The organism is Roseburia sp. 499 (genome assembly GCF_001940225.2).
In the GTDB taxonomy this organism is placed as follows: domain Bacteria; phylum Bacillota; class Clostridia; order Lachnospirales; family Lachnospiraceae; genus Petralouisia.
On record NZ_CP135164.1, the window covers coordinates 3,050,685 to 3,075,488 of the forward strand.

General features: G+C 39.3%; 17 protein-coding genes and 2 other annotated features. Of the genes, 2 read left to right on the forward strand and 15 right to left on the reverse strand.

Annotated features, from left to right (window positions below):
• Positions 1–35: 35 nt before the first annotated feature.
• The 7 genes from rsmA to BIV20_RS15050 form a co-directional block, all read right to left on the reverse strand.
• Complete coding sequence (gene rsmA, locus BIV20_RS15020; protein ID WP_075717416.1) at positions 36–905, reverse strand: 16S rRNA (adenine(1518)-N(6)/adenine(1519)-N(6))-dimethyltransferase RsmA; 870 nt, start codon at positions 903–905, stop codon at positions 36–38.
• A gap of 19 nt (positions 906–924) precedes the next feature.
• A complete protein-coding gene (locus tag BIV20_RS15025; RefSeq protein ID WP_075717418.1) occupies positions 925–1,704 on the reverse strand; it encodes a TatD family hydrolase in 780 nt (259 codons plus the stop codon).
• Positions 1,694–3,355 (reverse strand): diguanylate cyclase, encoded by a 1,662-nt coding sequence (locus BIV20_RS15030; protein WP_075717420.1) that lies wholly within the window; start codon positions 3,353–3,355, stop codon positions 1,694–1,696. Before BIV20_RS15030 ends, BIV20_RS15025 begins: the two co-directional genes overlap by 11 nt.
• 94 nt (positions 3,356–3,449) lie before the next feature.
• The gene (gene metG, locus BIV20_RS15035) at positions 3,450–5,420 is read right to left on the reverse strand and encodes a methionine--tRNA ligase (protein ID WP_075717422.1); all 1,971 of its coding nucleotides are present in this window, start codon (positions 5,418–5,420) and stop codon (positions 3,450–3,452) included.
• A gap of 43 nt (positions 5,421–5,463) precedes the next feature.
• Positions 5,464–5,703, reverse strand: a binding site (T-box leader).
• A 57-nt stretch (positions 5,704–5,760) separates the two neighbouring features.
• Positions 5,761–6,147: a zinc ribbon domain-containing protein gene (locus BIV20_RS15040; protein ID WP_075717424.1), complete on the reverse strand. Its 387-nt coding sequence runs from the start codon at positions 6,145–6,147 to the stop codon at positions 5,761–5,763.
• A 15-nt stretch (positions 6,148–6,162) separates the two neighbouring features.
• A complete protein-coding gene (locus tag BIV20_RS15045) occupies positions 6,163–7,089 on the reverse strand; it encodes a calcium/sodium antiporter (RefSeq protein WP_075717426.1) in 927 nt (308 codons plus the stop codon).
• 41 nt (positions 7,090–7,130) lie between these two features.
• Positions 7,131–7,706 carry a manganese efflux pump MntP gene (locus BIV20_RS15050; protein ID WP_075717428.1) on the reverse strand — a complete coding sequence of 192 codons (576 nt, stop codon included), beginning with the start codon at positions 7,704–7,706 and terminating at the stop codon, positions 7,131–7,133.
• Positions 7,707–7,868: 162 nt separating this feature from the next.
• Here BIV20_RS15050 and BIV20_RS15055 point away from each other — a divergent pair, with 162 nt between their 5' ends.
• Positions 7,869–9,299 carry a transposase gene (locus BIV20_RS15055; RefSeq protein ID WP_075717430.1) on the forward strand — a complete coding sequence of 477 codons (1,431 nt, stop codon included), beginning with the start codon at positions 7,869–7,871 and terminating at the stop codon, positions 9,297–9,299.
• Positions 9,300–9,659: 360 nt separating this feature from the next.
• On the opposite strand, the gene BIV20_RS15060 is transcribed toward BIV20_RS15055, so the two are convergent.
• From BIV20_RS15060 to BIV20_RS15075, 4 genes are all read right to left on the reverse strand, one after another.
• Positions 9,660–10,976: a sensor histidine kinase gene (locus tag BIV20_RS15060; RefSeq protein ID WP_075717432.1), complete on the reverse strand. Its 1,317-nt coding sequence runs from the start codon at positions 10,974–10,976 to the stop codon at positions 9,660–9,662.
• A gap of 13 nt (positions 10,977–10,989) precedes the next feature.
• Positions 10,990–11,667 carry a response regulator transcription factor gene (locus BIV20_RS15065; protein WP_075717434.1) on the reverse strand — a complete coding sequence of 226 codons (678 nt, stop codon included), beginning with the start codon at positions 11,665–11,667 and terminating at the stop codon, positions 10,990–10,992.
• Between the two features lie 26 nt (positions 11,668–11,693).
• Positions 11,694–13,463 (reverse strand): Na/Pi cotransporter family protein, encoded by a 1,770-nt coding sequence (locus tag BIV20_RS15070; protein WP_075717436.1) that lies wholly within the window; start codon positions 13,461–13,463, stop codon positions 11,694–11,696.
• 132 nt (positions 13,464–13,595) lie between these two features.
• A complete protein-coding gene (locus BIV20_RS15075) occupies positions 13,596–14,744 on the reverse strand; it encodes an AI-2E family transporter (protein WP_075717702.1) in 1,149 nt (382 codons plus the stop codon).
• A 184-nt stretch (positions 14,745–14,928) separates the two neighbouring features.
• Positions 14,929–15,176 (forward strand) — a binding site (T-box leader).
• Positions 15,177–15,343: 167 nt separating this feature from the next.
• On the opposite strand from BIV20_RS15075, the gene tyrS reads away from it, so the two are divergent.
• Entirely contained in the window at positions 15,344–16,561 is a 1,218-nt protein-coding gene (gene tyrS / locus BIV20_RS15080) for a tyrosine--tRNA ligase (protein ID WP_075717438.1), read from the forward strand.
• A gap of 74 nt (positions 16,562–16,635) precedes the next feature.
• On the opposite strand, the gene glgB is transcribed toward tyrS, so the two are convergent.
• The 4 genes from glgB to BIV20_RS15100 form a co-directional block, all read right to left on the reverse strand.
• Entirely contained in the window at positions 16,636–18,528 is a 1,893-nt protein-coding gene (gene glgB, locus BIV20_RS15085; RefSeq protein WP_075717440.1) for a 1,4-alpha-glucan branching protein GlgB, read from the reverse strand.
• Between the two features lie 20 nt (positions 18,529–18,548).
• Positions 18,549–20,816: a tetratricopeptide repeat protein gene (locus BIV20_RS15090; protein WP_075717442.1), complete on the reverse strand. Its 2,268-nt coding sequence runs from the start codon at positions 20,814–20,816 to the stop codon at positions 18,549–18,551.
• 191 nt (positions 20,817–21,007) lie between these two features.
• Positions 21,008–22,339, reverse strand: coding sequence for an AI-2E family transporter (locus tag BIV20_RS15095; RefSeq protein ID WP_075717444.1), 1,332 nt, complete (start codon positions 22,337–22,339; stop codon positions 21,008–21,010).
• A 49-nt stretch (positions 22,340–22,388) separates the two neighbouring features.
• Positions 22,389–24,677 carry a hydratase gene (locus tag BIV20_RS15100; RefSeq protein WP_075717446.1) on the reverse strand — a complete coding sequence of 763 codons (2,289 nt, stop codon included), beginning with the start codon at positions 24,675–24,677 and terminating at the stop codon, positions 22,389–22,391.
• Positions 24,678–24,804 lie beyond the last annotated feature (127 nt).

Here is a 24,804-nt window from a genome sequence, read left to right on the forward strand (position 1 = left end):
CACAAATACTACTATAATTTTACCATATTTTCCGTCTATTTCAACATATTTTCAATGATGTTACTAAGTTTTGCAAACTGTTCCAATGTCAATGCCTCTCCACGAATACTTGGATTCACACCTAGTTGTGCTATCGCCTCTCCTATCTTCTCTTTGGATAACGGAATATCCGGAGCATTATTCAGACCATTTGCCAGTGTTTTTCGACGCTGATTAAAAGATGCACGAATAATACGAAACATTAACTTTTCATCCTCCACCTGTACCGGAACCTCTGTATGACGTGTAAGACGTATTACAGCACTCCCTACATTCGGTCTTGGCATAAAACAATTAGGTGGCACGTTAGCTACAATTTCCGGTTTGGCATAATACTGCACTGCCAGAGAAAGTGCGCCATAATCCTTTGTTCCAGGTCCCACCTGCATTCGGTCTGCTACTTCCTTCTGTACCATAATCGTAATACTATCAATAGGAACATGACTTTCAAACAATCCCATAATAATAGGCGTCGTAATATAATACGGAAGATTAGCCACTACTTTAATGGGCTTTCCTCCATTTCGCTCTTCTGCCAACCGGTTAATATCTACTTTTAAAATATCGTCATTGATTACTTCTACATTATCATAATCACTTAAAGTATCTTCTAATATTGGAATCAAATTCTTATCTATCTCTACTGCCGCTACCGCTCTTGCATTTTCGCAAAGATACTGTGTCATTGTTCCGATTCCCGGTCCAATTTCCAATACAAAGTCCTCTTTCGTCACACCGGCTGCTGCAATAATACGTTCCAACACTCTTGTATCAATCAAAAAATTTTGCCCAAACTTTTTCTGAAAATTAAAATTATATTTTTGTAATACCGCTATGGTATTCTGTGGATTTCCTAATGTTGCCATAATCGCTCCTGTTCTATTCCTATTTTACACTTCCAAAAAAGAGACGCTCCGCATTCCTTTTCGTAACTTCTATCACTTCCTCCGGTGTAATCTCCCGAATTCGTGCAATTTCTGCTGCTACATAAGGTAAATTCAAAGAAGAATTACGACTTCCACGATGCGGTTCCGGTGCAAGATATGGGCAATCAGTTTCTAACAGTATTCGTTCCAATGGTACGTTTGCAGCTACCTCTTTCAATTTCTTTGCATTTTTAAAGGTTACTACTCCACCAATTCCAATATAGTACCCCATTTTCACATATTCTTCCGCCATTTCTCTGGAATAAGAAAAACAGTGTATCACACCCGGAATCTGTTCTGCATGAATCTCTTTCATTAACTTTAATGTATCTTCTGCCGCATCTCTGGAATGAATAATCACCGGAAGGTTCGCTTTCTCCGCCAGCTTCATCTGCCACTCGAACCAATACCGCTGTGCCTTTTGAACTTCTTCCTCTTTATCCCAGTAATAATCCAGTCCAATTTCTCCGATTGCTACCACCTTTTCCAGTGCTGCATTTTCCTCCAGCCACTGGCATGTCTCCTGATTCAAATCACTAATGTCGCTTGGATGAATCCCGATAGCTCCATAAATAAAATCATACTTTTTCGCAAGTTCTACCGTATCCTTCGAACCACGAAAATCAGAACCTACATTTATAATTGTTTCAATTCCATTTTCCTTCATGGATGACAACAGCTGCTCTCTGTCACTATCAAACTGCTTGTCATCATAATGTGCATGACTTTCAAATATCATTTTTTCTCCTACTTGCCAGAACAACCGTATCTATTAAGTCATTTTCCTTCTCATACCTCATACAGACGCTGTTCTTTCTATATTTTTTTGCCTGATATAGCGCTTTGTCTGCAGAATGAAGATACTCCCACACCCCCTTTTGCTCTCTTGGCACGGTATTGTGAATTCCCTGAGATATAGTAACAACCTTTCTCTCCGGAGAGTAATCATGTAAAATTTGCTTCTCTAAAATGCGTTTTCTCAAAAGCACTGCCTGATGCAAAATTTCTTCATCCGATTTTCCATAATAAATAATTACAAACTCATCTCCACCATATCGTGTACAGAAAACATCATTATCATTCTCCATCATCTGACGCAAGGCTTCTCCAATAACCTTTAGACATTCATCCCCCTTTTGATGTCCATATCCATCATTATACTGTTTAAAATAATCCACGTCCAGAATTTCTATTCCAAAAGTATTCTGAGCCTGATAAGCCTTTTCAAAAAGTTCTTCTGCAAACACTTTTAAGCGATACCGATTCGGAAGCTTGGTAAGAGCATCTCGCTCTGCCTTCTCCTGCAGTCTGCTCGTCTCCTTACGAAGCAATTTTTCCTTTCCTATAGCCTCTTCCAGACTAAATCGCAACTCTGCTGAACGACGAAGCATAGCAAGGTTTTCTTTATCCTGTACTTCTCTATACTCATAAAGCTTTGCACATGACTCCAAATATTCCTTTCTGTTTCTCTGCTCCTTAAAATAACGGATTTTTAAACATAAAAACTTTATCTTTAAATTTGTAATCTGGGTCTGTTCCACCATCTCTTCCATTTTCTGAAAAAACTGTTCCAATTCCGTATACTTTTTCAGCCTGAACAAGAATTCTCCAAAGCAAAGAATATCCTCCCACGCCTCTAAAAACGTCTGAACATCTCCCATACTTTTCATAATCATTGCAACATACTGCTCGCATTCCTCGTTTCTTCCCTGCGCATGGCGAAGTTGGGCTTGAAAACTACGAATCAACAGCATATCTACACTTTCCAGCTGTTCTCCCTGCATACGCTTTATCATCTTTTGCTCTGCTTCTTCTGCTTCCGAAATCTTTCCCAATTCCAGATAACAATGCCCTAATATTGTATACAACATAATAAGGTTTTCCCTAGCGTGTGAATTTGTCTGAAATTTCTGAAGCAACTGTTCCGATTCCAAAAGGTAATGTATCGCACGTTCAAATTCTTCCAAGTATACATAAAGTTGTCCCAGATTATTATAAATTATCGCTGTCTCATATTCACAATTATGCCTTTTCGCAACCCTTAATCCTAAGAGATACTGATCCAAAGCAACTGTTACATTCCCTTGATTCGCAGCGCTAACCCCCATAAAATTATAAGACTTTACCAAAATTGACCACTGTGATGCTTCCTTCTGATATTCAATTCCTAACTGCAAACATTCTATAAAATTTTTATCATCATTCAGAGTAAAATAAACATTGGATAGATGGTAATATCCAAACCCTAAGAGATTAATATCATTTTCCTTCTTGCCTTTTTGTATTAATCTTTGACATAGTTCCAGACAAACCTGTGGTTCTGTTACTCCCTGTGTCAATATTTTATCCGTTATCTTTCTAACTTCGCTTGGATAATTGGAAAAATCCATGGGCTACATTCCTTTCTATACAGAAAAACGTATTTAAGAAGGACATACTTCTTTTCCTCTCTTAAATACGTTTTATGTTTTCAATTATCCCTTACTAGCAAATTTCCGCTCCGGAAGGCATATTCTTCTCCGGCACTACCAGAGCAAGCTGTCCATTTTCGTCTTCTGCACAGAGCAACATTCCTTCGGATAAAACTCCCGCTAGCTTTGCCGGTTTCAGATTCACCAGAACCATTACTTTCTTTCCTACCATTTCTTCCGGTGTATAGAACTTACGAATTCCCGATACAATCTGTTTCACCTGACTGCCAATCCGCACCTGAGAGCAAAGCAACTTCTTTGACTTTTCAACCGCTTCACAAGCAATAACTTCTCCTACCTGAAACTGCATTCTCATGAAATCATCATACTCTATTTCAGGCTTAGATTCAATATCTATTCCAATTTCTTCCTGTTTTTCTTTTAATACATCTTCTTTCTGCGGATGTAACTGTGCCACCTTTTCCATCACTTCTTCTACTTTCATACGTTCAAAAAGAATTTCCGGTTCTTCTGTAACCTTTGTTCCACTAACATAATGACCAAAGGTATCTAAGCTTTCGTATGGTACTTCTTTTGCATTTAACTGAGCCAGAATCTTTTCTGCGGTCTGAGGCATAAAGCTCTTTAACAGTGTAGCACCGATAGAAATACTTTCTACCAGATTATACAAAACAGTTGCAAGACGTGGCTTATCTGCTTCTTCTTTTGCCAGAATCCATGGTGTTGTTTCATCAATATATTTATTACAGCGTTTGAAGAGATTAAATATCTCTGTAATAGCATCTGCTACACGAAGTTCTTCCATCTTGGCAGCAACTTTTTCAACAGTTCCGGTTACCACGTTCTTCAAGTCTTCATCAACTGCATCGGTTACACCTGCATCCGTTACTACTCCATCAAAGTACTTGTTACTCATGGAAACAGTTCTGTTTACCAAATTCCCCAGCGTATTCGCTAAATCAGAATTTCTTCGCTCTGTTACTAACTCCCAGGAAATAACGCCATCATTGTCAAATGGCATCTCATGAAGCAGGAAATAACGGATGGCATCTACACCAAACATATCTACCAGTTCATCTGCATACAACACATTTCCCTTGGATTTACTCATTTTACCATCGCCCTGTAACAGCCACGGATGTCCGAATACCTGTTTTGGAAGTGGTAAATCCAATGCCATCAGGAAAATCGGCCAGTAAATCGTATGAAAACGAATAATATCCTTACCTATTAAGTGAAGGTCTGCCGGCCAATTCTTATTGAACAGCTCTGAAGAATTGCCATCTACATCATATCCTATCTTAGTAATATAGTTGGTCAACGCATCCAACCATACATAAACCACATGCTTTGGATCGAAATCTACCGGAATTCCCCAGCTGAATGATGTTCTGGATACACACAAGTCCTGAAGTCCCGGCAATAAGAAGTTATTCATCATCTCATTCTTACGGGACACCGGTTGAATGAAATCCGGATGTGTATTGATATGTTCAATCAAACGATCTGCATATTTACTCATTTTAAAGAAATACGCCTCTTCCTTGGCAGGCTGCACGTCTCTTCCACAGTCCGGACACTTTCCATCCACTAACTGAGACTCTGTCCAGAAGGATTCGCAAGGAGTACAATACAAGCCTTCATAAGAACCTTTGTAAATGTCCCCCTGATCATATAACTTTTTAAAAATTTTAGCTACTTGAGTTTCATGATCTTTATCTGTAGTACGAATGAAATTGTCATAAGACGCTCCCATCAAATCCCAAACTTCTTTTACCTGACCTGCTATATTATCGACATATTCCTTTGGCGTAATTCCTGCTGCCTCTGCCTTTTCCTGAATCTTCTGTCCATGTTCATCTGTTCCTGTCTGGAAATAAACATCATAACCTTCCTGACGCTTATATCTTGCAATCGCATCTGCCAATACGATTTCATAGGTATTACCAATATGCGGTTTGCCTGACGTATAAGCAATTGCTGTTGTCATATAATATTTTCCTTTGTTACATTTTGTACACATAAATTTTTCCTCCTAAAAAACCCGTCCTCTATGATAAACAATCATAGAAGACGGGCTATTATTGTCCGTGATACCACTTCTCTTTATCTGTATCTCACGACACAGACCTCTACAAGTACCTTCATACTCTTCGCTATAACAGGCGATCCCGTCATTATCTAGCCTTCCGGTTCGACAATGCCACTCCAAAGCCATCTTCCACATGCTCTCCTGTATCCCTTTTCAGCTACCGGAACTCTCTTTGCCATTCCTTCATGTGTACTCTCTTCTTCTCAGTGTTTACTTCATTTCTAAAATGTAGCACAGAAATTCTTTTAAGTCAAGTTATACTTTGACTTCTCTACTCTACTTCGCCTTCGTATACCTCTGTTTCCGGCTCCTCATATTTTGCGCCGCATTTCTTACAAAATACATCGTCTATATTCAATGGTGTCCCACAGGACTGACATCTCTTCATCCCTTTCAGCTCTGCAATTTCACCTTTGATGGCCTCCATTTCTTCCATCGCTTCTTTTATCAAAGCAATTTCCCCAAATGCTGACTCTGTATCTTCTTTATGCTGTTCATAATATTGTTTTCCAATTTCCTGGTACTGTCTCAGTATATATTCTTCTTTGGCTCTTAAATCCATATTCAGCTTTGCAAGTCCTGTCAAATCCCTTGCTTTTTTGGAAACATCCTTTCCTGTTGCTGAAATGGTATCTCCTAATTTAGAAAAAAAGTCCATACCGCTTCCTCCTTTTTAACGCATGCATATATATACTACATATGCCGCATATATCAAAATCATTATAATACCGTGTATCCGATTTAGCTTTTTCTTACTCCATGCAAAAATCCATACCAGAATACTTACTACTATTAGAATTATAGCATCTATCAAATTTTCATTCAAGAATACCATCGGACTAACTGCTCCTGCAATTCCAAGTACCAACAAAATATTGAAAATATTAGAACCTATTACATTTCCAAGCGCCATATCCGTCTCACCCTTTTTGGCAGCCACAAGAGAAGTTACCAATTCCGGCAGAGAGGTTCCGAATGCTACAACGGTAAGACCAATTAATGTCTGACTCAATCCAAATGCTTTTGCAATGTTAGAAGCAGAATCTACAACTAAATCACCACCAATTACGATGGCAATAATTCCTCCAATGATATAAATCAAGCACTTCCATCCCGGAAGGGTTTCAATCTCTTCTACTTCTGTATTGTTTCTTGCCTTCATTGCAGCAAGCACCATCCATAACAGAAACGCTGCAAAAACAACCAGTAAGATGACACCTTCTACCCGATTCAGACTCATTCCCAAATATCCCATACCAACCAAAAGAATTGCTGCTAAAATAGATAGTGGAAATTCCTGTTTCAACGTAGACACTTTTACTGCCAAAGGAGCAAATAATGCACATGCTCCACATACAATCATCAAATTAAAAATATTAGAACCTATTACATTACTGATTGCCATGGTATTGCTTCCCTTTACAGATGCAGCAATGCTGACGGCACATTCCGGTGCACTGGTTCCCATAGCCACGATTGTCATTCCGATAATCATCGTAGGCACACGCAATTTTTTTGCAACACTGGCACTTCCGTCTACAAAAAAATCCGCACCCTTAATCAACAATACAAATCCTACTACTAATAAAATGTAATCCATCTCTTTTCCTCTTTTCTTTCGTTATTTTGTATTATTCCCAGTTAAAAGTTCAATATGCCTAAATGTTCCAGCAAAATCTTAAGCCCAATCAATATCAATATGATTCCTCCGGCAAGTTCTGCCTTACTCTTGTACTTGCTTCCAAAAATATTTCCAACAAATACTCCAACAGCAGAAATAGCAAACGTAGTAACTCCTATTATTGCAATGGCCGGAATAATATTAACCTTTAAAAATGCAAAGGTAATTCCCACTGCCAAAGCATCAATACTGGTTGCAATCGCAAGAAGAAAAAGTTCTTTTATGTTGAGCTTACTCTCGCATTGACAGACCTCCTCTTCTTCTTTTTCTCTGGACTCCTTCACCATATTTCCACCAATCAGTGCCAGAAGAATAAACGCAATCCAATGGTCTACTGAGGTGATATACGTTTCAAACTGTTTTCCCAGTACCCATCCAATCAGAGGCATCAATGCCTGAAATCCTCCAAAAAACAGAGCAATAATAACGCAATGGAACTTATTTACCTTTTTCATATTCAGTCCTTTACAGATAGATACCGCAAATGCATCCATGGATAAGCCAACGCCTATCAGAAGCAGTTCAACAATTCCCATATTTTTTCTCCTTTGCAATAAATAAATTTTAGGCGTTTGATAAACGCCGTAACCCATTGATTTTACTGGGTTTTATTGCTAATTTTATATAAATTTTCTCTCCTCAAGTGATAAAATATAAGTAACAACACAAACACTTTTTCACAAGAGAGGAGAAAATTTATGGCTATTAAGTATCATCAAATTTCTTTAAGTGAAACTTTTTCAGACTGTCAAAACCAGTTCATGGATGACTCTCCATCATTCTTTAATATTCTCGCAGAATACTTTGATCTTGATGACTTCATCCCTCCAGAATTCACATCCGCTTTTTATCTTACCATCGGCAGGAATCGTCTTTATTCTCTTCATGGTTTTCTTACCGCCTATATCCTCCAGAAAATATTTTCTATTCCTACCGATTCCCTGCTTCTTTTATTCTTAAATCTCTGCAAGGAATTACGTGATTTCTGCGGTTTTTCTAAAGTTCCTGACGCTTCCTTAATGTCCAGGTTCAAAAACGAATTCGAGCCTTACATTGAACTCATGTTTCAACGAATGGTTGATTACACAGAGCCCATCTGCCAACTAATTGACTCATCTCTCGCACAGATGCTTACCTTTGATACCTCCGGAATTGAACTTTATGTTACTGAAAACAATCCAAAAACTTTAAATGCTTTAATCAAAAAACTCAAAGCTTTTTACAAAGATAAACCTGATGTCGACCCTTACAAGATGGCTTATGGCCTCATGCCTTCACAGGCTGTTTCCTGTCCTGACGCAAAGCATATGTACATCAATGGTCATTTTTGCTATGCAGACAAATTTGCTATTCTTACCAATGGTTTAGGTATCGTAAGACATATCGCTTTTATCAATGATGACGATTTCAAATCTGCGCATCCAGAACTTCCTGTTGAAAAGAAAACTGCTTCTCCCGATGAAGATAAATCCTTAGGTGACGCTGCAGCACTTGTTCCAGTTCTTAGTGATTTCTTTTCCCTTCATCCAGACTTTCATCCAAATACTTTTCTTGGAGATGCTGCTTTCGACTCTGCTGAATTGTATGGAAAGTTATTCAATGATTTCCATTTTTCCAAAGCTCTAATCCCCTATAATCCAAGAAATGAAAGCCCTCTTAAAAAGGTTGGTTATAATGCTTATGGCTATCCTACTTGCCCTAATGACTCCTCTCTTTCCATGAAATACTGTGGAGTAACAAAGGAAAAAGGTCGTTCAAATCGTATCAAATGGATCTGCCCTAAGATGTCTTATAGCCATGGTTGGCATTGCAACTGTGAAACCCCTTGCAGCACAGCTGCTAAAGGGCGAACAACATATACTTATGAGAACATGGATTTACGTATGTTTCCTGGCATCCAACGTGATTCTGACGAGTGGAATGACACTTATAAAATAAGAGCCATTGTCGAGCGTGTAATCAATCATTTTAAAATCAACATGTGTATTGCTGGAAGGAAAACAAGAAATCACTCCACCACCAAAGCTGATGTCTTTCTTGCCGGTATTGCAAGCCAGTTGACGGTAATCGTTGCATATGCGATGAATTGTCCACAATACATTCGAAGTCTAAAACCTTTAGTTGCCTGAAAAAATATTCAATTGTCATAATACTTATTTGAGCTTATTAAAGTACGCCCCAAATTTGATGCTCTATGTCAATTCAGAAACAATTCTGAATACTGACCGATTTTTTCTCCTTATATAGAGGAGAGTTATCCACAAGAACTGATAAAATCATTTATCAATTACCTAAATAAATAAATTTTCCAGAATAACAAAAAACCCATGTATGCCCCAAAAGGCATACATGAGTCTCATTCTTTAAGATTTGCCAGGTCTTTACGGCTATCGCCTAACCAGGATGTTGACAAATCACGTATTCACGCGAATTACTCCCTCACGAAGTATGTCCATACTATAACAGTTTTTGATAATATTTGTCAACTACTAAAATAAAATTTTTATTTCAGTTCCTTTTCCCTGCTCACTTTCCAATGTAATCTCTGCATTATGCTGAGCTACAATATGCTTTACTATCGCAAGTCCTAGTCCGGTTCCACCACTCTGCTTCGACCGACTCTTATCCACCCGGTAAAATCGTTCAAAAACTCTCTCCTGATGCTCTTTGGGAATCCCGATTCCGGTATCTTTTACAGATAACATAACTTTTCCATTTATCGGCTTCACCGTAACCGTCACACTCCCGCCACGATTATTATAGCGCACTGCATTACTACACAAATTGTATAACAATTCGTCCATTAGATTGCGGTTTGCTACCACAGTACAATGTTCTCCCTTCAGGCTCAGAGTAACGTCCTGCTTACTTGCCTGTACATCCATCATATCCAAACAACTTTGGGCTGCTACATAAAGATCTACCTGTTCAAAATCAAACTCCAAATCCTCGCAATCCAGCTCTGATAGTTTTATAATATCGTTAATAAGAGTCAGCAAGCGGTCTGAACCATGATGTATCTCTTCCGCAAAGCGCTTGGTATCTTTTTCATCTGCCATTCCGCTTCCAATTAGCTCTGCATAGCCGGAAATGGCTGTTAACGGTGTTTTCAATTCATGGGAAACATTAGCAGTAAATTCCTGACGCATTTTTGCACTATTTAAGATATTAATATGCTGCTCCTTAATCGTCTGAATAAAAGGTTTTATTTCATCATAAATGTTATCCTGGTTTACTCCATCCAAATTAGACGCCAGTTTTTCAATGGGCAGCAGTAACCGTTTCGTTAAAACATGCGACAGTAATACACACAGCACCACAATTAACACAGAGAGCACTAATGCGATGGACACTGTATTTATCATAATCCGAAAGATGTTTTCTGAATCCTTTCCCACTCGCAGTATCTGTCCATTTTCTAGTTTTTCTGCATAATATAGCGTATGTAAAGAACTGGTGGAAGACCAACGTACTGAAGTCCCCTCTCCTTCCTCCATTGCCTCTTGAATCTCAGGACGGTTTTTATGATTCTCCATCGTCTCCACATCAACCGCCGTATCATAGACAACTTTTCCATTTTCCGCTATCAACGTAATACGCAGCCCATCCTCTTCCAATCGCTCCCGATTCTCCGGCAAATCCCAGAAACTCTGTTTTAACGGCTGAATTACATGGTCATAGGCCCTAATATCATCAAACACCTGATTTTGAAATATATTATAAAACAATATCATAGAAGTAATGGCGGTGATAATCACCGCCAGTGCTGATACTGCCATAAACTGGATGTTTATTTTCTTCTTCATCTGCCCACTCTTTCTATAGTGAATCTATCATATATCCGACATTTCGAACTGTTTTAATGGCTCCTCCTGCCGTTCCAAGTTTCTGACGCAATGTTTTTATATGCATATCAACCGTGCGGCTCTCACCTTCATATTCAAAGCCCCATACCTGATCCATAATCTTATCTCTGGTCAATACAATACCACGGTTCAGCAAAAGCATCTTTAATAACTCAAATTCTTTATAAGTCAATTCACAGTTCTGTCCATTTACCGTAACACTTCGTTTATCTGTATCAATTACAATTTCTCCATTGGTAAGTATCGGTACTTCTGCCACATCCTCTGTTCTTCTTAGAAGTGCCTTTACCCTGGAAATCAATTCCATAATACCAAAAGGCTTTGTCATGTAATCATCGGCTCCCAAATCCAGCCCCTTTACCTTATCCAATTCCGTAGTTTTTGCGGTTACCATGATAATTGGTACTTTCTTGGTTGTCTTCTTACTTCTCAACTCTGTCAAAATATCAAGTCCATCTTCATTTGGTAGCATAATATCCAGTAAAATAAGACTCGGCACATGCTTTTCTATTGCTTTATACAACTCTTTTCCACACTCGAATTCCTGCACTTCGAATCCACTGTTTTTCAACGCATAACGCTCAATTTCCCGGATGTTTACATCATCCTCCACAATGTATATTAATGGCACGGATATTCCTCCTCCCGCTTCTCACACTAGGAAAGCTGATATTTTTCCCGGTATGTCTCCTGCATTTGTTCAAATTGTTCTCTAATTTCTTCTGTAAGTGTATTAACATATTCATGCGCTTCAATGGAACTATCCTCCATCTGAATCATGTATACCGCAAGATTGGAACAATGATCTGCCACTCTTTCATAATTAGCAGCAACATCTGCCAGTACCAATCCCAAATCGATGGTACATTTACCCTTTCTAAGACGCTTGATATGACGTTTCTTCACTTCTTTGTTCAAATCATCAATTACTTCTTCCAACGGTTCTACCGTCAGAGCAAGTTCCATATCGCTTTCTACAAAAGCACGTACGGAACGGTCTAAAATATCCTCTACCGCATTTCCGAAAATTTCCATCTCTCTCTGTGCCTTCGCAGAAAATTCTATCTCCTTCTTGTTCATCTTCCGGATAATCTCCATAAGATTTACTGCATGGTCTGCAATACGCTCAAAATCATTGATGCTGTGCATCAGTGTAGACACCATCTGACTGTCACGATAAGACAGATTCTGACTATTCAACTGTGTCAGGTATGCACTCAGTTTATCATCATATTTATCAATCAGGTTTTCCTGCTTCTCCACCTTCTCTGCTGCTTCTTCTGAATACTCCGTAAAAAGATTCTTCGCAGTGACTAAAGTGTCCCTGGTAAGCTCTGCCATCTGCTTTGTCACAGTCACACACTGCTCAATAGCAAAATTCGGTGTTGCCAAAAAACGACTGTCCAATATTTTGAATTCCTCTTCCTCTCCTTTTCGGGATAGTTCTGACTCGTCCACAGGAATGGTAAGGTAAGCCAACTTTTCCAATCCTTTAGTAAATGGCAACAACAGCAACGTTGCAAATACATTAAAAATACTGTGAATCGCTGCAATTCCTGCAACGCCCACCGTTTCGTCTGCAAAACTAAAATGAAACACTGCATTCAGCACCATATATAACGCTAAAAACAAAACGGAACCAATGATATTAAAATACAAATGTACACAAGCTGTTCGCTTCGCACCTTTGTTCGCACCAACTGCTGATAATATAGCAGTGACACAAGTTCCAATATTCTGTCCCATAATAATTGGTATAACAGAACCATAAGTAAATGCCCCTGTCACTGACAGTGCCTGTAAAATACCTACAGAAGCTGACGAGCTCTGAATCACTGCTGTTAATACAGCACCGGCCAAAACGCCTAATAACGGATTACTGAACTTTGTAAGGATTCCTGTAAATTCCGGTACATCCGCAAGGGGTTTTACCGCACTGCTCATAGTCTCCATACCAAACATCAGCACAGCAAATCCTATCAGAATCTCACCAACATCTTTTCTCCGGTCACTCTTTTTGCTCATAATCATAATAACTCCGATTACTGCAAGAATCGGTGAAAACGATGTAGGCTTTAACATACTGATAAAAAAGTTGTCGCTTTCGATTCCGGTAAGACTTAATAACCATGAAGTAGCTGTGGTACCAATGTTAGCACCCATAATAATACCAATTGCCTGTGACAACTTCATAATTCCCGAATTCACGAATCCTACCAGCATAACTGTCGTAGCTGATGATGACTGTATCACTGCAGTCACTCCGGCTCCCAATAATACTGCTTTTAATGGATTTGAAGTAAGCCTCTCAAGAATACGCTCCAGTTTTCCACCGGACACCTTTTCCAAGCCGCCGCCCATTACGTTCATTCCGTACAAAAACAAGGCCAACCCGCCAAGTAATGACAGAAATCCAAAAATATTCATTTTTCATCCTCCTAAGTGATTCCTTTATCTTTTATCCCAACTGCTACGGGCAGAATCTTCCCTTTAGCCTATTTATTGTATACTTTTTCTGTAAACCCAATACATAATCTATGTAAAGTCTGTGTAAAATCTTTACGCTTTCTTTACAAATATTCTGTAATTAATCCACTCTCGTAATAAAGCATATAAAACAGAAAACAGCGGAATAAATACAAGCATTCCCATAACGCCCATGAGCTTACCGCCTACTGTTACTGCAAACAATACCCAAATAGATGGTAAACCAACCGAATTACCTACTACATGAGGGTAAACCAAATTCCCCTCTACCTGCTGTAAAATCAAGAACAATATAACAAAAAATACTGCCTGCATAGGATTTACCATTAATATCAAAAGTGCTCCCACAAAGCATCCGATAAACGCTCCCACAATAGGTATTAGTGCCGTAAATGCAATCAATACCCCCACCAAAAGGGCATAAGGCAAACGAAAAATGCTCATAGTTACAAAAAACATAGCTCCCAGAATCATTGCCTCTAAACACTGTCCCGTAATAAACCTTGAAAAAGTTTTATAGGAAAGACTACATACAGAAAGTATCTTTTCCACAATTTTTTGTGAAAAAACAGCTGTTATCAATTTTCTACTTTGTCTTCCCAAATTTTCCTTCTGACTTAAAATATACAATGCAAAAATAAATGCTATAAAAAATGACATTACACCATTTACTACCATCATAGTCGCTGACATAGTATAAGAAAGCACACTTCCGGCACCATTCCATGCAAAATCTTTTATGGTATTTAACCAGTTCTTCCAGTCAAAATCAAGATTTTTAATATATTTCACAATTTCTTCCTGATCCTGAAAAGTCTGCTCCAGCCATATCTGAATCTTCGGAAGTGATTTTGTCATGCTCTCTCCAATACTATTAATAGTCTGCCCCAGCTGTGGAACCACTACTCCAATGACAATTCCAATAATAAGAAATACCAATAAAATTGCCAATACCATACTCACAGGTCGCACAACGCGATTCCGAATTTTTTCTCCACGTTTTGTTTTTATCTGTATCTTCTGAAATTGCTTTTCAATGGCAGACATAGGAATATTCAAAATGAATGCTATGGCCCCGCCAACCACAAACGGAAGTACAATCCCCCATAAAAACATCAAATAATTTCCCACTGCACTAAAATTCAACAACACTGCCATGAGAATCAATGTAAACGTGATAATTCCCAATATTTTTTTCACATTATTCTTGTTTAAGTCCATCTCTTTTTCCTTTCTTTTAAAATTTTCTGAAATCATAATATTATTATTTTAACATAAATGATATTCCTATACTAGTCTGAAGAAACCGGCTTAAAACAATAAAAAGGATTTAAAGCAAGTATTATACTGTTTCTCTCTTGACAATCTTTCTGTCTTTTGTTTATAATGGGCATAGTTTCAATAAGCAAAAGCATTGATTGGAAGAAGTAACAATTGGGAAATCCAACAGAAAGCAGCCGGCAGATGAGAGGCGCAGGAAGAACTTTTTGTGAATACATCCAGGAGCTTCACACCGAACAGAATCTAAGTAGGCTGTGACGGAATTGCAACCGTTAATATGCAGGAGTGCTGACAGGCACTTACCAAGACAGGCAATGTGAGTTGTCTGTGAATAAAGGTGGTAACACGTAAGTTTTGGCTTTCGTCCTTTAATAGGACGGGAGCCTTTTGCGCGTTAAGGCAGAGGAAGGTAATAGGAAAGATGCTGGTTGCTCGCTACCATGGAACTTTCCTATTATCTGACGAGCTACGCGAACCTGGATTGCGAAGCAATTCAGGTCTGCCTTAATGCACCCAAACAAATATCAGGAGGAAACACAATGACAGTATATGATGAATTAGTTGCCAGAGGTCTAATTGCCCAGGTAACAGATGAAGAAGAAATTAAGGAACTTGTAAATAATGGAAAGGCTGTATTTTACATTGGTTTTGACCCAACCGCAGATAGCCTTCATGTAGGTCACTTTATGGCTTTATGCTTAATGAAACGTTTACAGATAGCCGGAAATAAACCGATTGCTTTAATTGGTGGCGGTACTGCCATGATTGGTGACCCAACCGGAAGAACCGATATGCGCCAGATGCTGACACCGGAAACCATTCAGCACAATGTTGAATGCATTAAAAAACAAATGAGCCGATTTATTGATTTTTCGGATGACAAAGCATTACTGGTAAATAACGCTGACTGGCTGATGGATTTGAACTATGTGGAAGTATTGCGCGAAGTTGGACCACACTTTTCCGTAAACAGAATGCTGACACATGAATGTTACAAGCAGAGAATGGAACGAGGCCTTACTTTCCTGGAATTCAACTACATGATTATGCAAAGCTATGACTTCTATGAATTATTCCAGAAATACGGATGTAATATGCAGTTTGGTGGTGACGACCAGTGGGCAAACATGTTGGGCGGTACAGAACTGATTCGTCGTAAGCTTGGAAAAGATGCCTATGCAATGACCATTACTCTGCTTTTAAATTCCGAAGGAAAGAAAATGGGAAAAACCCAGTCCGGTGCCGTATGGCTTGACCCAAATAAGACTTCACCATTCGATTTCTACCAGTACTGGAGAAATGTTGCAGACAGCGACGTCCTAAAATGCATCCGCATGTTGACGTTCCTTCCATTAGAGGAAATTGACAAAATGAACGATTGGGAGGGTGCACAGTTAAATACAGCCAAGGAAATCCTTGCCTTTGAATTAACCAAATTAGTTCACGGGGAAGAAGAAGCTAAGAAAGCACAGGAGGGTGCAAGAGCTCTGTTTTCCAGCGGAAATGCAGCTAACATGCCAACTGCCACTCTTGCAGAGACCGATTTCAAAGATGGTTCTATTGATATATTAGGACTTCTTGTTGCCTCTGGTCTTGCTGCTTCCCGTTCCGAAGCTCGCCGCGCCGTTGAGCAGGGTGGAGTTTCTGTAGACGGTGAAAAAATAACCGATACGTTTGCTTCCTTTACACCGGATGATTTCAAAGAAGCAAAGGTTGTGAAAAAAGGAAAGAAGAACTTTAGAAAAGTAGAAATGTAAAAATTTTTCTCATAGAAAAGTCCATGACAACAATCATATATCTGTTGTCATGGACTTTTTACTTCACTAATTTACTAATACTCAAATACCGCTACTCCAAATCCCTGCAACGGATATGCAAAGGAATATGGCTGATTATCACATTCCTTCTTTACTGCTCGATAGGTAAGAGGATGTTTCTCTCCTGTTCCGCCGTACTTTTTCTCATCACTGCTAAAAATCAGCTTATACTGCTTCCTCTTCGGCACTCCCACCCGGTAATCTTCACGCGCCACCGGAGTAAAGTTACATACAAACAGCAAATTTTTCTTACCATTCTTACTCTTTCTTACAAAGCTGAAAATACTGCGATATGCGTCATCCGCATTTATCCACTCAAAATTTTCTCCATCCGCATCAGCTTCGTACATTGCCGGATATTTTGTGTAAATATGTAACAAATCCTTTACAAATGTCTGAAGTTGCTTGTGACTATCCTCTTCTAACAAGAACCAATCCAGTTCTCGTTCTTCACTCCATTCACGAAGCTGACCAAATTCCTGCCCCATAAACAACAATTTTTTACCTGGATGTCCCATCATAAATGCATATCCAGCCTTCAAATTAGAAAACTTATCTTCTCCCTCTCCAGGCATTTTGTTAATCATGGAGCATTTTAAATGTACCACTTCATCATGAGATAATACCAGAATATAATTCTCACTTCCGTTATAACTCATAGCAAAGGTCATCTTATTATGATTGTATTGCCTAAAATACGGATCCAACTTCATATAATCCAGAAAATCATGCATCCATCCCATGTTCCACTTGAAGCTAAAGTTCAGTCCATCTTCCTCTGCGGAACCAGTCACCTTCGGCCACGCGGTAGATTCTTCCGCAATCATGACAGTTCCGGGATTTCTTCCAAGAATCAGCGTATTAATATGCTTAAAGAACTCAATAGCTTCCAGATTCTTATTTCCACCATATTTATTCGCAACCCACTGGCCGTCCTGTTTTCCGTAATCAAGATACAACATAGATGCTACTGCATCCACTCGCAACCCATCTATATGATAATGCTCAATCCACATGAGTGCACTACCAATTAGGAAGTTTTTTACCTCATTTCTTCCATAGTCAAAAATCTTGGTTCCCCAATCCGGATGCTCTCCCTTCTTCGGATCTGCGTACTCATACAAACATGTACCGTCAAATTCAGCAAGTCCATGGGCATCTTTTGGAAAATGGGCCGGTACCCAGTCCAAAATGACACCAATATTATTCTTATGAAGATAATCTACTAAGTAAGCGAAATCCTCCGGTGTCCCATATCGTGAAGTAGGTGCATAATATCCGGTCACCTGATATCCCCAAGAACCATCATAAGGATATTCTGATATTCCCATCAATTCTACATGAGTATATCCCATTTCTTTTACATAGTCCGTTAACTGTTTTGCCAGTTCCCGATATGTATAAAATCCATCATCCTCTTTGTCCGGGTGACGCATCCATGAACCAGGATGCACCTCATAGATTGCCATTGGCTGACTATGCACATTCTCCATTTTTCTGCGTTTTTCCATCCATTTCGTATCTGTCCATTTGAAATGATCAATATCTGCTACGATAGACGCAGTACCCGGGCGAAGCTCCGCGTAATTAGCATATGGATCTGCCTTATAGAGTCTTCTTCCATCACGCGTCTCTATGTAGAACTTATACATATCTCCCACTGACGCCTCTGGTATAAAAGTCTCATAAACTCCCATGGGCTCCTGACGCTCCATCTCATTGACATCTTCCTGCCAATTATTAAAACTTCCAATGACACTTACCTTCGCTGCATTCGGTGCCCATACTGCAAAATATACTCCCTTTTTTCCCTTCTCTTCTGTAGGATGTGCCCCTAACTTGTGGTAAATCTCATAATGTGTTGCCTGCCCAAAATAATACATATCAAGTTCTGAAAATCTGCCCATAGTACCCACTCCTGTCCTTCTTAATTTTGAAAATCCTTCTCACGCAAATACAAATAACCCTCTGGGCTGTATTTCTTACCACCAAACAGTTTTTTCAATCCTCCGCGTTCTGCATGGTCTATTGCTATATCTACGATTTCTTTCACCTCTGTCAAAGTAGTTGCTTCATCTAGCTTCTGAATATTACTGATGCAGTTATACAGTGCCAGAATTCCCATATCATCAATCTCACATTCCTGTTCCATTGCATATGACTTAGCAAACTGTACTAATTCATCGCTGGTAAATACCGGTATCTTTATCCGCTCTGTAAACTTCCGCGTAAAGTTTGCATCCCTTGCCAACACCTTATCAATACCCACTCTGGTGTCTTCCATAATAATCATAAGTCCCTGCGTATCCTGTTCCATTAACAACGATAATTTTGTCACAGTCTCCTGAGACAGGTCCCCTGCCTTTTCAATAATCAGATAACCCCCTGCAACCTTTTTCAACAATTTAGATAAATCCTTCTGATTCAATGACGATGCGGCAATTTTCCCAATCTTTCCACCGGCATGTTTTCCACTCTTTTGAATTGCCTTAATAATATCTGTAGCCAATACGGTCTTTCCGCTTCCTCGGCCACCCATAATAACAATATTTCCGGCAACAGACGTATTGTCATTTTCTCTCCTATGAAGGGTTCCTTCCAATACCTGACACAACTGTTGCTCCATTCCGGTAACCGGAACAAAATAGGAAAAGATTTCTTTCTGCTCTTCATTCAATTTTGTAATTGGTTCTTCTTCCATTTTCGCAAGTTCAATCTCTTCTTTTGGAAGCTCTACTTCATTCTTCAACAAACTTTCTAAATATTCTTCAGAAGAGGATTCTTCTTTTTCCTCTTTCTCTACTTCCTGCAAAGTCTCCTGCTCTAATGCCTGCTGCACTTCACCCAAGTTAATGGTAGGTTCCGGCACTTCTTCCTGCTCAATCGGAAGTTCTTCCTCTACATTTTCTTTCTGCAATAAATCCTCTGGCAATTCTATTTTTGGCAATTCTCCGGTACCTTGCAAATACTTCTCCGCCATGAGTTCTTGCGGTGAGACTCCTGCATCCAATTTAGGCATAACATCTGTTAAACGTTCCATAATGCCTTCTGCTTTCTGAAGAGCCTTAGCCTTGGCAGACTCCAGTTTTCGCTTCCTTGCTGTTTCCATAGCCGCCTCGGCTGCCCGCTTGGTTCTCTCCCATTCTGACAGTACATCTTCAATGCTCATCTGTCCTGTTACCTGTGGTTCCCTGTTTCCACCGTCCGGTACAAACAGGCTAATCTGCCCATCTCTATCCTCTGCCAAAATTTCTTTAAAGTTTATCTTTAAGGAACCATCTATTTCTTCATCACTTTCAATGTGTCCGTATTTCTCTTCCTCGTCCTCTTCCTTTTCTGTAGGCATCTGCAAATACGGAATCTCTTCTACCATTTTCTTAATATTATCCATGGTATCTGTTACTGTTTCCTGGGAACTTGCATCCATAATCTGTTGCATACTCTTTGCCAGTTCTGCCTGCAGATTCACTGTATTGAACTTTCCTGTATTAGCTGTTACCTTCGGAATCTGAACCGGCTCACGAACAATCTCTCCCGATTCAAGCATATCCGTAGGACGAACTTCTACAATGCCTTCCTTTCGTAGCTTAAACTGTCGATACTTATCCTCTTGAAGCTTATTCAGTGGCTGATACAGCATCTTTAATTCCAATGCCTTTTCTACATATTTTCCATCTCCGAACCACAAAATCAGTTCATCACAAACTGCTACACATCGCTCGCTGTTTCCCGCCCGATGATATAAATATGCCAGTTCAAACGCCCATTCCTCTGTATATTCCCGTTCCTTAAACTCCTCCAGAATATCAATTAATTCTCCAATAGAAGCCCCGCCTACCTTAGCAATCTCGTAACGCAGTACATATCGTAAATTATCGTAAGGCGCAATCTCCAGAAATTCATCATAGTATTCTTTTGCCTCTTCCACATTTCCCATTTTCAATGCCACCAGAGCTAAACGGTAAATAATATTTCTTCCTACGGAAGAACGGTCATATGCCATCAAAAGAATCTCTCTGCTATCCTCATAGCGTTTATTCCGATCATATATTTCACCTACCATACAAAGGGTAGATGCACTCTTTACTTTACGCCAATTAATGGTATCTGCTATTTCTACTGCTGTTTTGTAATCCTTCTCAGCTACAAGATTTTTTAATTGTTCTAGTTTTAATTTGTATTCGTATTTGTCCACCTTAATGTCACCTCAAACTCTATGAAAGGTCTAGATCTCCTAATTATCATTCTATTAGATTTAGTGTAACATATGAACCATGCATATGTCAAAATTTATCCAAAAAAATAGTATCCTGCAAACTACCATATCTTTGTATGGTTTGATTTGCAAGATACTATATTTTGTTAAATTGCGGTTATCAACTTCTACTATTTTCCAGACTCTTCGCTATCTTCCTCCGGCTTTGATTCCACTTTTGCCTTTGTCATCTTTTCCCAGTGCTCCAACTCATGTTTTTCTATATTCAGTCGCCGCACATCGATATAGTCCTTTGTCTCCTTTGGAAGCTTTTTCCGCTCCAACACATGATTTATCATGTTTCGAATAATATAATAAATCACCGCAAAGACAGGAACTCCCATAATCATTCCCGGAACGCCGAACAATCCGCCGCCTGCCAGAATCGCAAATACTACCCAGAAGGACGTCAATCCCGTAGAGTCTCCCAGAATCTTCGGTCCAATAATATTTCCATCTATCTGTTGCAACACCAGAATGAAAATAACAAAGTATAATCCGTATAACGGACTAGATAAGGCAATCAGAATCGCACTTGGCACTGCCCCCAGATACGGTCCGAAAAACGGAATAATATTTGTCACGCCTACGATAACGCTAACCAACAATGTATATGGCATTTTTAAAATAGAAAGTCCTATAAAGCAAATTATCCCAATAATCAAAGAATCCAGAATCTTTCCAGAAATAAATCCACCAAAAATTTTATTACTCTTGTGAACGGTATGGACAATTACATTTGCCTGTTTTGCAGGGAACAATGCATATACCAGCTTCTTCGCCTGCCCAACAAAAGTCTCTTTACTCATTAACACATATACCGAAATAATGATTCCAATCACCACATTGAACAAAACCTTTACCACACTGATGACTCCCGTGGTAAGGGATGTAATTATGTTCTTGGTCTGAGGAAGAAACTCTGTCTTTGCCCAGTCTTCGAAGAATGTGATTCCCTGTTGGAGCCCCTGCTCTAAATACTTTGCCAGTTTACTATCTTCATCAATGTAACTTTCTGCCCAGTCCATAAAACTGTTTACCTGCTTTGGCAAATCCACAATCATTTTTTCTATACTGCGATATAACTCCGGAATTACCATCTGCAGTAAAACACCAATAATCAGTCCTACAAACACCAATGCTCCCAGAATACTTGCACCGCGGCTTAGTTTTTCAGCTCTTTTTGGATTCTTGATTTTCTTTTTCAACAAAGGAAGCAGATACTTCTCTTCGAACTTTACAATCGGATTCACCAAATATGCTATAATCAATCCTATCGTTATCGGCTGCAAGATACCTAGCAACTTATTCCATAACTCTGTCAGTCCGGTATAGCGATATATCAGAAAAAACACGGATATACACGCCACAATTACTATAAAGGCGGTAAGCCCCATTGCTAAATAGGGCTTAATATTCCAATTTGCCTTTTGATTCTCTGATTTTTTATTGTTTTCTTCCAAAATGATTCCTCTTTTCTTTTCATTTTGAAATGCTCTAATCTAAGAATGTCTATCCTCTGTAGTAATTAATCAGGCATCCCTTCAAAATAATGGTACGTTCATCTTCTGTCAGTTCTCCCATTTTCAGAGTGAACTCCTTGAGACTATTATCCTTTACTACATATGCTGTAAATTCTGTCTTACGTTCTTCTACTGCCTTACGCACTTCCGGAATAAAAATATAATCTCCATTTGCGAATGGAAGTTCTCCCTCCGGAATCAGGAATGGAAGCATTCCCCAGTTAATAAGGTTAGAACGATAACGCTTGGTTGCATATTCGTTGGCAATGTTTGCCCATCCACCTAATACTTTCTGACAAGAAGCTGCCTGCTCTCTTGCAGAACCATCACCTGGTTTTACTGCAAAGATAGTACTTCCGAATCCAATATTTCCTTTTCCTGCCTCTGGGAACTTCTCATTTACCGTTGCCATAACATCCTTTAATTCCGGTACTGCATCGATTGGACACTCTCCAGCTTCTACTGCCTTCTGTGCCTTCTGAATCTCCTTTGCACGTCCTACATATGCAGGATCTTTTCTGGACAGAGTAAATTCTGCCAGTCCCAACGGGTTAGAACGATAAGAAGATGTTTCTCCGGAAGGAATCAATTCATCGGTTGTGGTAACAGGGTCATGAATCTCAGAAACAACTTTTAATACCATGTTCTGTGGCAATGCACTCATTGCCGGCCAGTCTTTGATATTTGGACCAAATTTAATTTCCTGTTCCGGATCTGCAACACCTTTGCTGTCAAATACACGATTTGCGTAAATATTGCTGTCAAAATGATATTTTGGCTTACCATAGTTTACATCCATATCTGTTGCAGGTGTTAAGTAACCCTTATTTGCTGCAGTTGCTGCAATAGAACGAGCATCCATTAATGCTACAGATGCAATCTGTCCACTCTGAAGCTTGGAACCTTCACGGTTCGGGAAGTTTCTAGTGGAGTGACGAATAGAGAATCCGTTGTTGCTTGGAGTATCTCCGGCACCAAAACATGGTCCACAGAATGCAGTCTTTAAAATAGCTCCTGTTTCCATCAAAGTTGCTGCTGCTCCGTTCTTTACCAGTTCCATATAAACAGGCATACTTGCCGGATATACACTTAAGGTAAATTCATCAGAACCGATGCTTGCACCCTTTAAGATGTCTGCTGCATCACAGATATTTTCGAATCCACCACCAGCACATCCTGCTATGATTCCCTGGTCAACATAGAGTTTTCCGTTTCTTACTTTATCTTTCAGTGTAAAATCTACTGCACCATCTAAGCTTACTAATGCCTTCTTCTCACAATCATCCAAAATATCCATAAGGTTTGCATTTAATTCTTCAATGGTATAGGTATTGCTTGGATGGAATGGCATTGCAATCATTGGTTTTACTTTACTTAAATCTACTTCAATCATTCCGTCGTAGTAGGTTACCTGTCCCGGATTTAATTCTTTATAATCTTCTGTTCTGCCATGAATGTCATAGAATTCACGAATCGTATCATCTGTTCTCCAAATAGAAGACAGACAAGTTGTTTCTGTTGTCATAACGTCCACACCGATACGGAAATCTGCACTTAAGTTAGATACACCAGGTCCTACGAATTCCATTACTTTATTATTTACGTAGCCATTTGCAAATACTGCTCCGATAATAGCAAGTGCCACGTCCTGAGGTCCTACGCCCTTCTCCGGCTTTCCTGTCATGTATACACCTACTACCTTTGGCATATTGATATCATAAGTCTTATTTAATAACTGTTTTACCAGCTCCGGTCCACCTTCACCCATTGCCATGGTTCCTAATGCACCATAACGTGTATGAGAGTCAGATCCTAAAATCATCTTTCCACCACCTGCAAGCATTTCTCTTGCATACTGATGAATAACTGCCTGATGAGGTGGTACATACACTCCACCGTACTTCTTAGCACAAGTTAGACCAAACATGTGGTCATCTTCATTGATGGTTCCACCTACAGCACAAAGAGAATTATGACAGTTTGTCAATACATATGGCACTGGGAATTTTTCTAATCCTGATGCTCTTGCTGTCTGAATAATTCCAACAAATGTAATATCATGAGATGTCAATTTATCGAACTTAATTTTCAGTTTGTCCATGTTTCCAGACGTATTGTGGTCTGCAAGGATACCATATGCAATGGTGTTTTTCGCTGCTTCTTCCTTTGTGATATTCTTCCCAACAGCTGCATTAATCGCCGCTGCTGCCTGTGCATTATCTTCCACCAGAGTGGTTCCATTTACCAGATATGCACCGCCATCATGCAATTTTATCATAATATGTCCTCCTGTTTGGTATGATTACTTTAAGTGTCAAAAAGCCGATGGGAATCCCCATCGGCTTTGCTTTTCCCTATTAACGTATTATACTGGTCTCCCGCAAGAATTGCAAGGTAAAATACGC

Bases quoted from the DNA above. Each gene is read 5' to 3' on its own strand.
- rsmA (WP_075717416.1), bottom strand. From the start codon at position 905: ATGGCAACATTAGGAAATCCACAGAATACCATAGCGGTATTACAAAAA.
- BIV20_RS15025 (WP_075717418.1), bottom strand. From the start codon at position 1,704: ATGATATTTGAAAGTCATGCACATTATGATGACAAGCAGTTTGATAGT.
- BIV20_RS15030 (WP_075717420.1), bottom strand. From the start codon at position 3,355: ATGGATTTTTCCAATTATCCAAGCGAAGTTAGAAAGATAACGGATAAA.
- metG (WP_075717422.1), bottom strand. From the start codon at position 5,420: ATGTGTACAAAATGTAACAAAGGAAAATATTATATGACAACAGCAATT.
- BIV20_RS15040 (WP_075717424.1), bottom strand. From the start codon at position 6,147: ATGGACTTTTTTTCTAAATTAGGAGATACCATTTCAGCAACAGGAAAG.
- BIV20_RS15045 (WP_075717426.1), bottom strand. From the start codon at position 7,089: ATGGATTACATTTTATTAGTAGTAGGATTTGTATTGTTGATTAAGGGT.
- BIV20_RS15050 (WP_075717428.1), bottom strand. From the start codon at position 7,706: ATGGGAATTGTTGAACTGCTTCTGATAGGCGTTGGCTTATCCATGGAT.
- BIV20_RS15055 (WP_075717430.1), top strand. From the start codon at position 7,869: ATGGCTATTAAGTATCATCAAATTTCTTTAAGTGAAACTTTTTCAGAC.
- BIV20_RS15060 (WP_075717432.1), bottom strand. From the start codon at position 10,976: ATGAAGAAGAAAATAAACATCCAGTTTATGGCAGTATCAGCACTGGCG.
- BIV20_RS15070 (WP_075717436.1), bottom strand. From the start codon at position 13,463: ATGAATATTTTTGGATTTCTGTCATTACTTGGCGGGTTGGCCTTGTTT.
- BIV20_RS15075 (WP_075717702.1), bottom strand. From the start codon at position 14,744: ATGGACTTAAACAAGAATAATGTGAAAAAAATATTGGGAATTATCACG.
- tyrS (WP_075717438.1), top strand. From the start codon at position 15,344: ATGACAGTATATGATGAATTAGTTGCCAGAGGTCTAATTGCCCAGGTA.
- glgB (WP_075717440.1), bottom strand. From the start codon at position 18,528: ATGGGCAGATTTTCAGAACTTGATATGTATTATTTTGGGCAGGCAACA.
- BIV20_RS15100 (WP_075717446.1), bottom strand. From the start codon at position 24,677: ATGATAAAATTGCATGATGGCGGTGCATATCTGGTAAATGGAACCACT.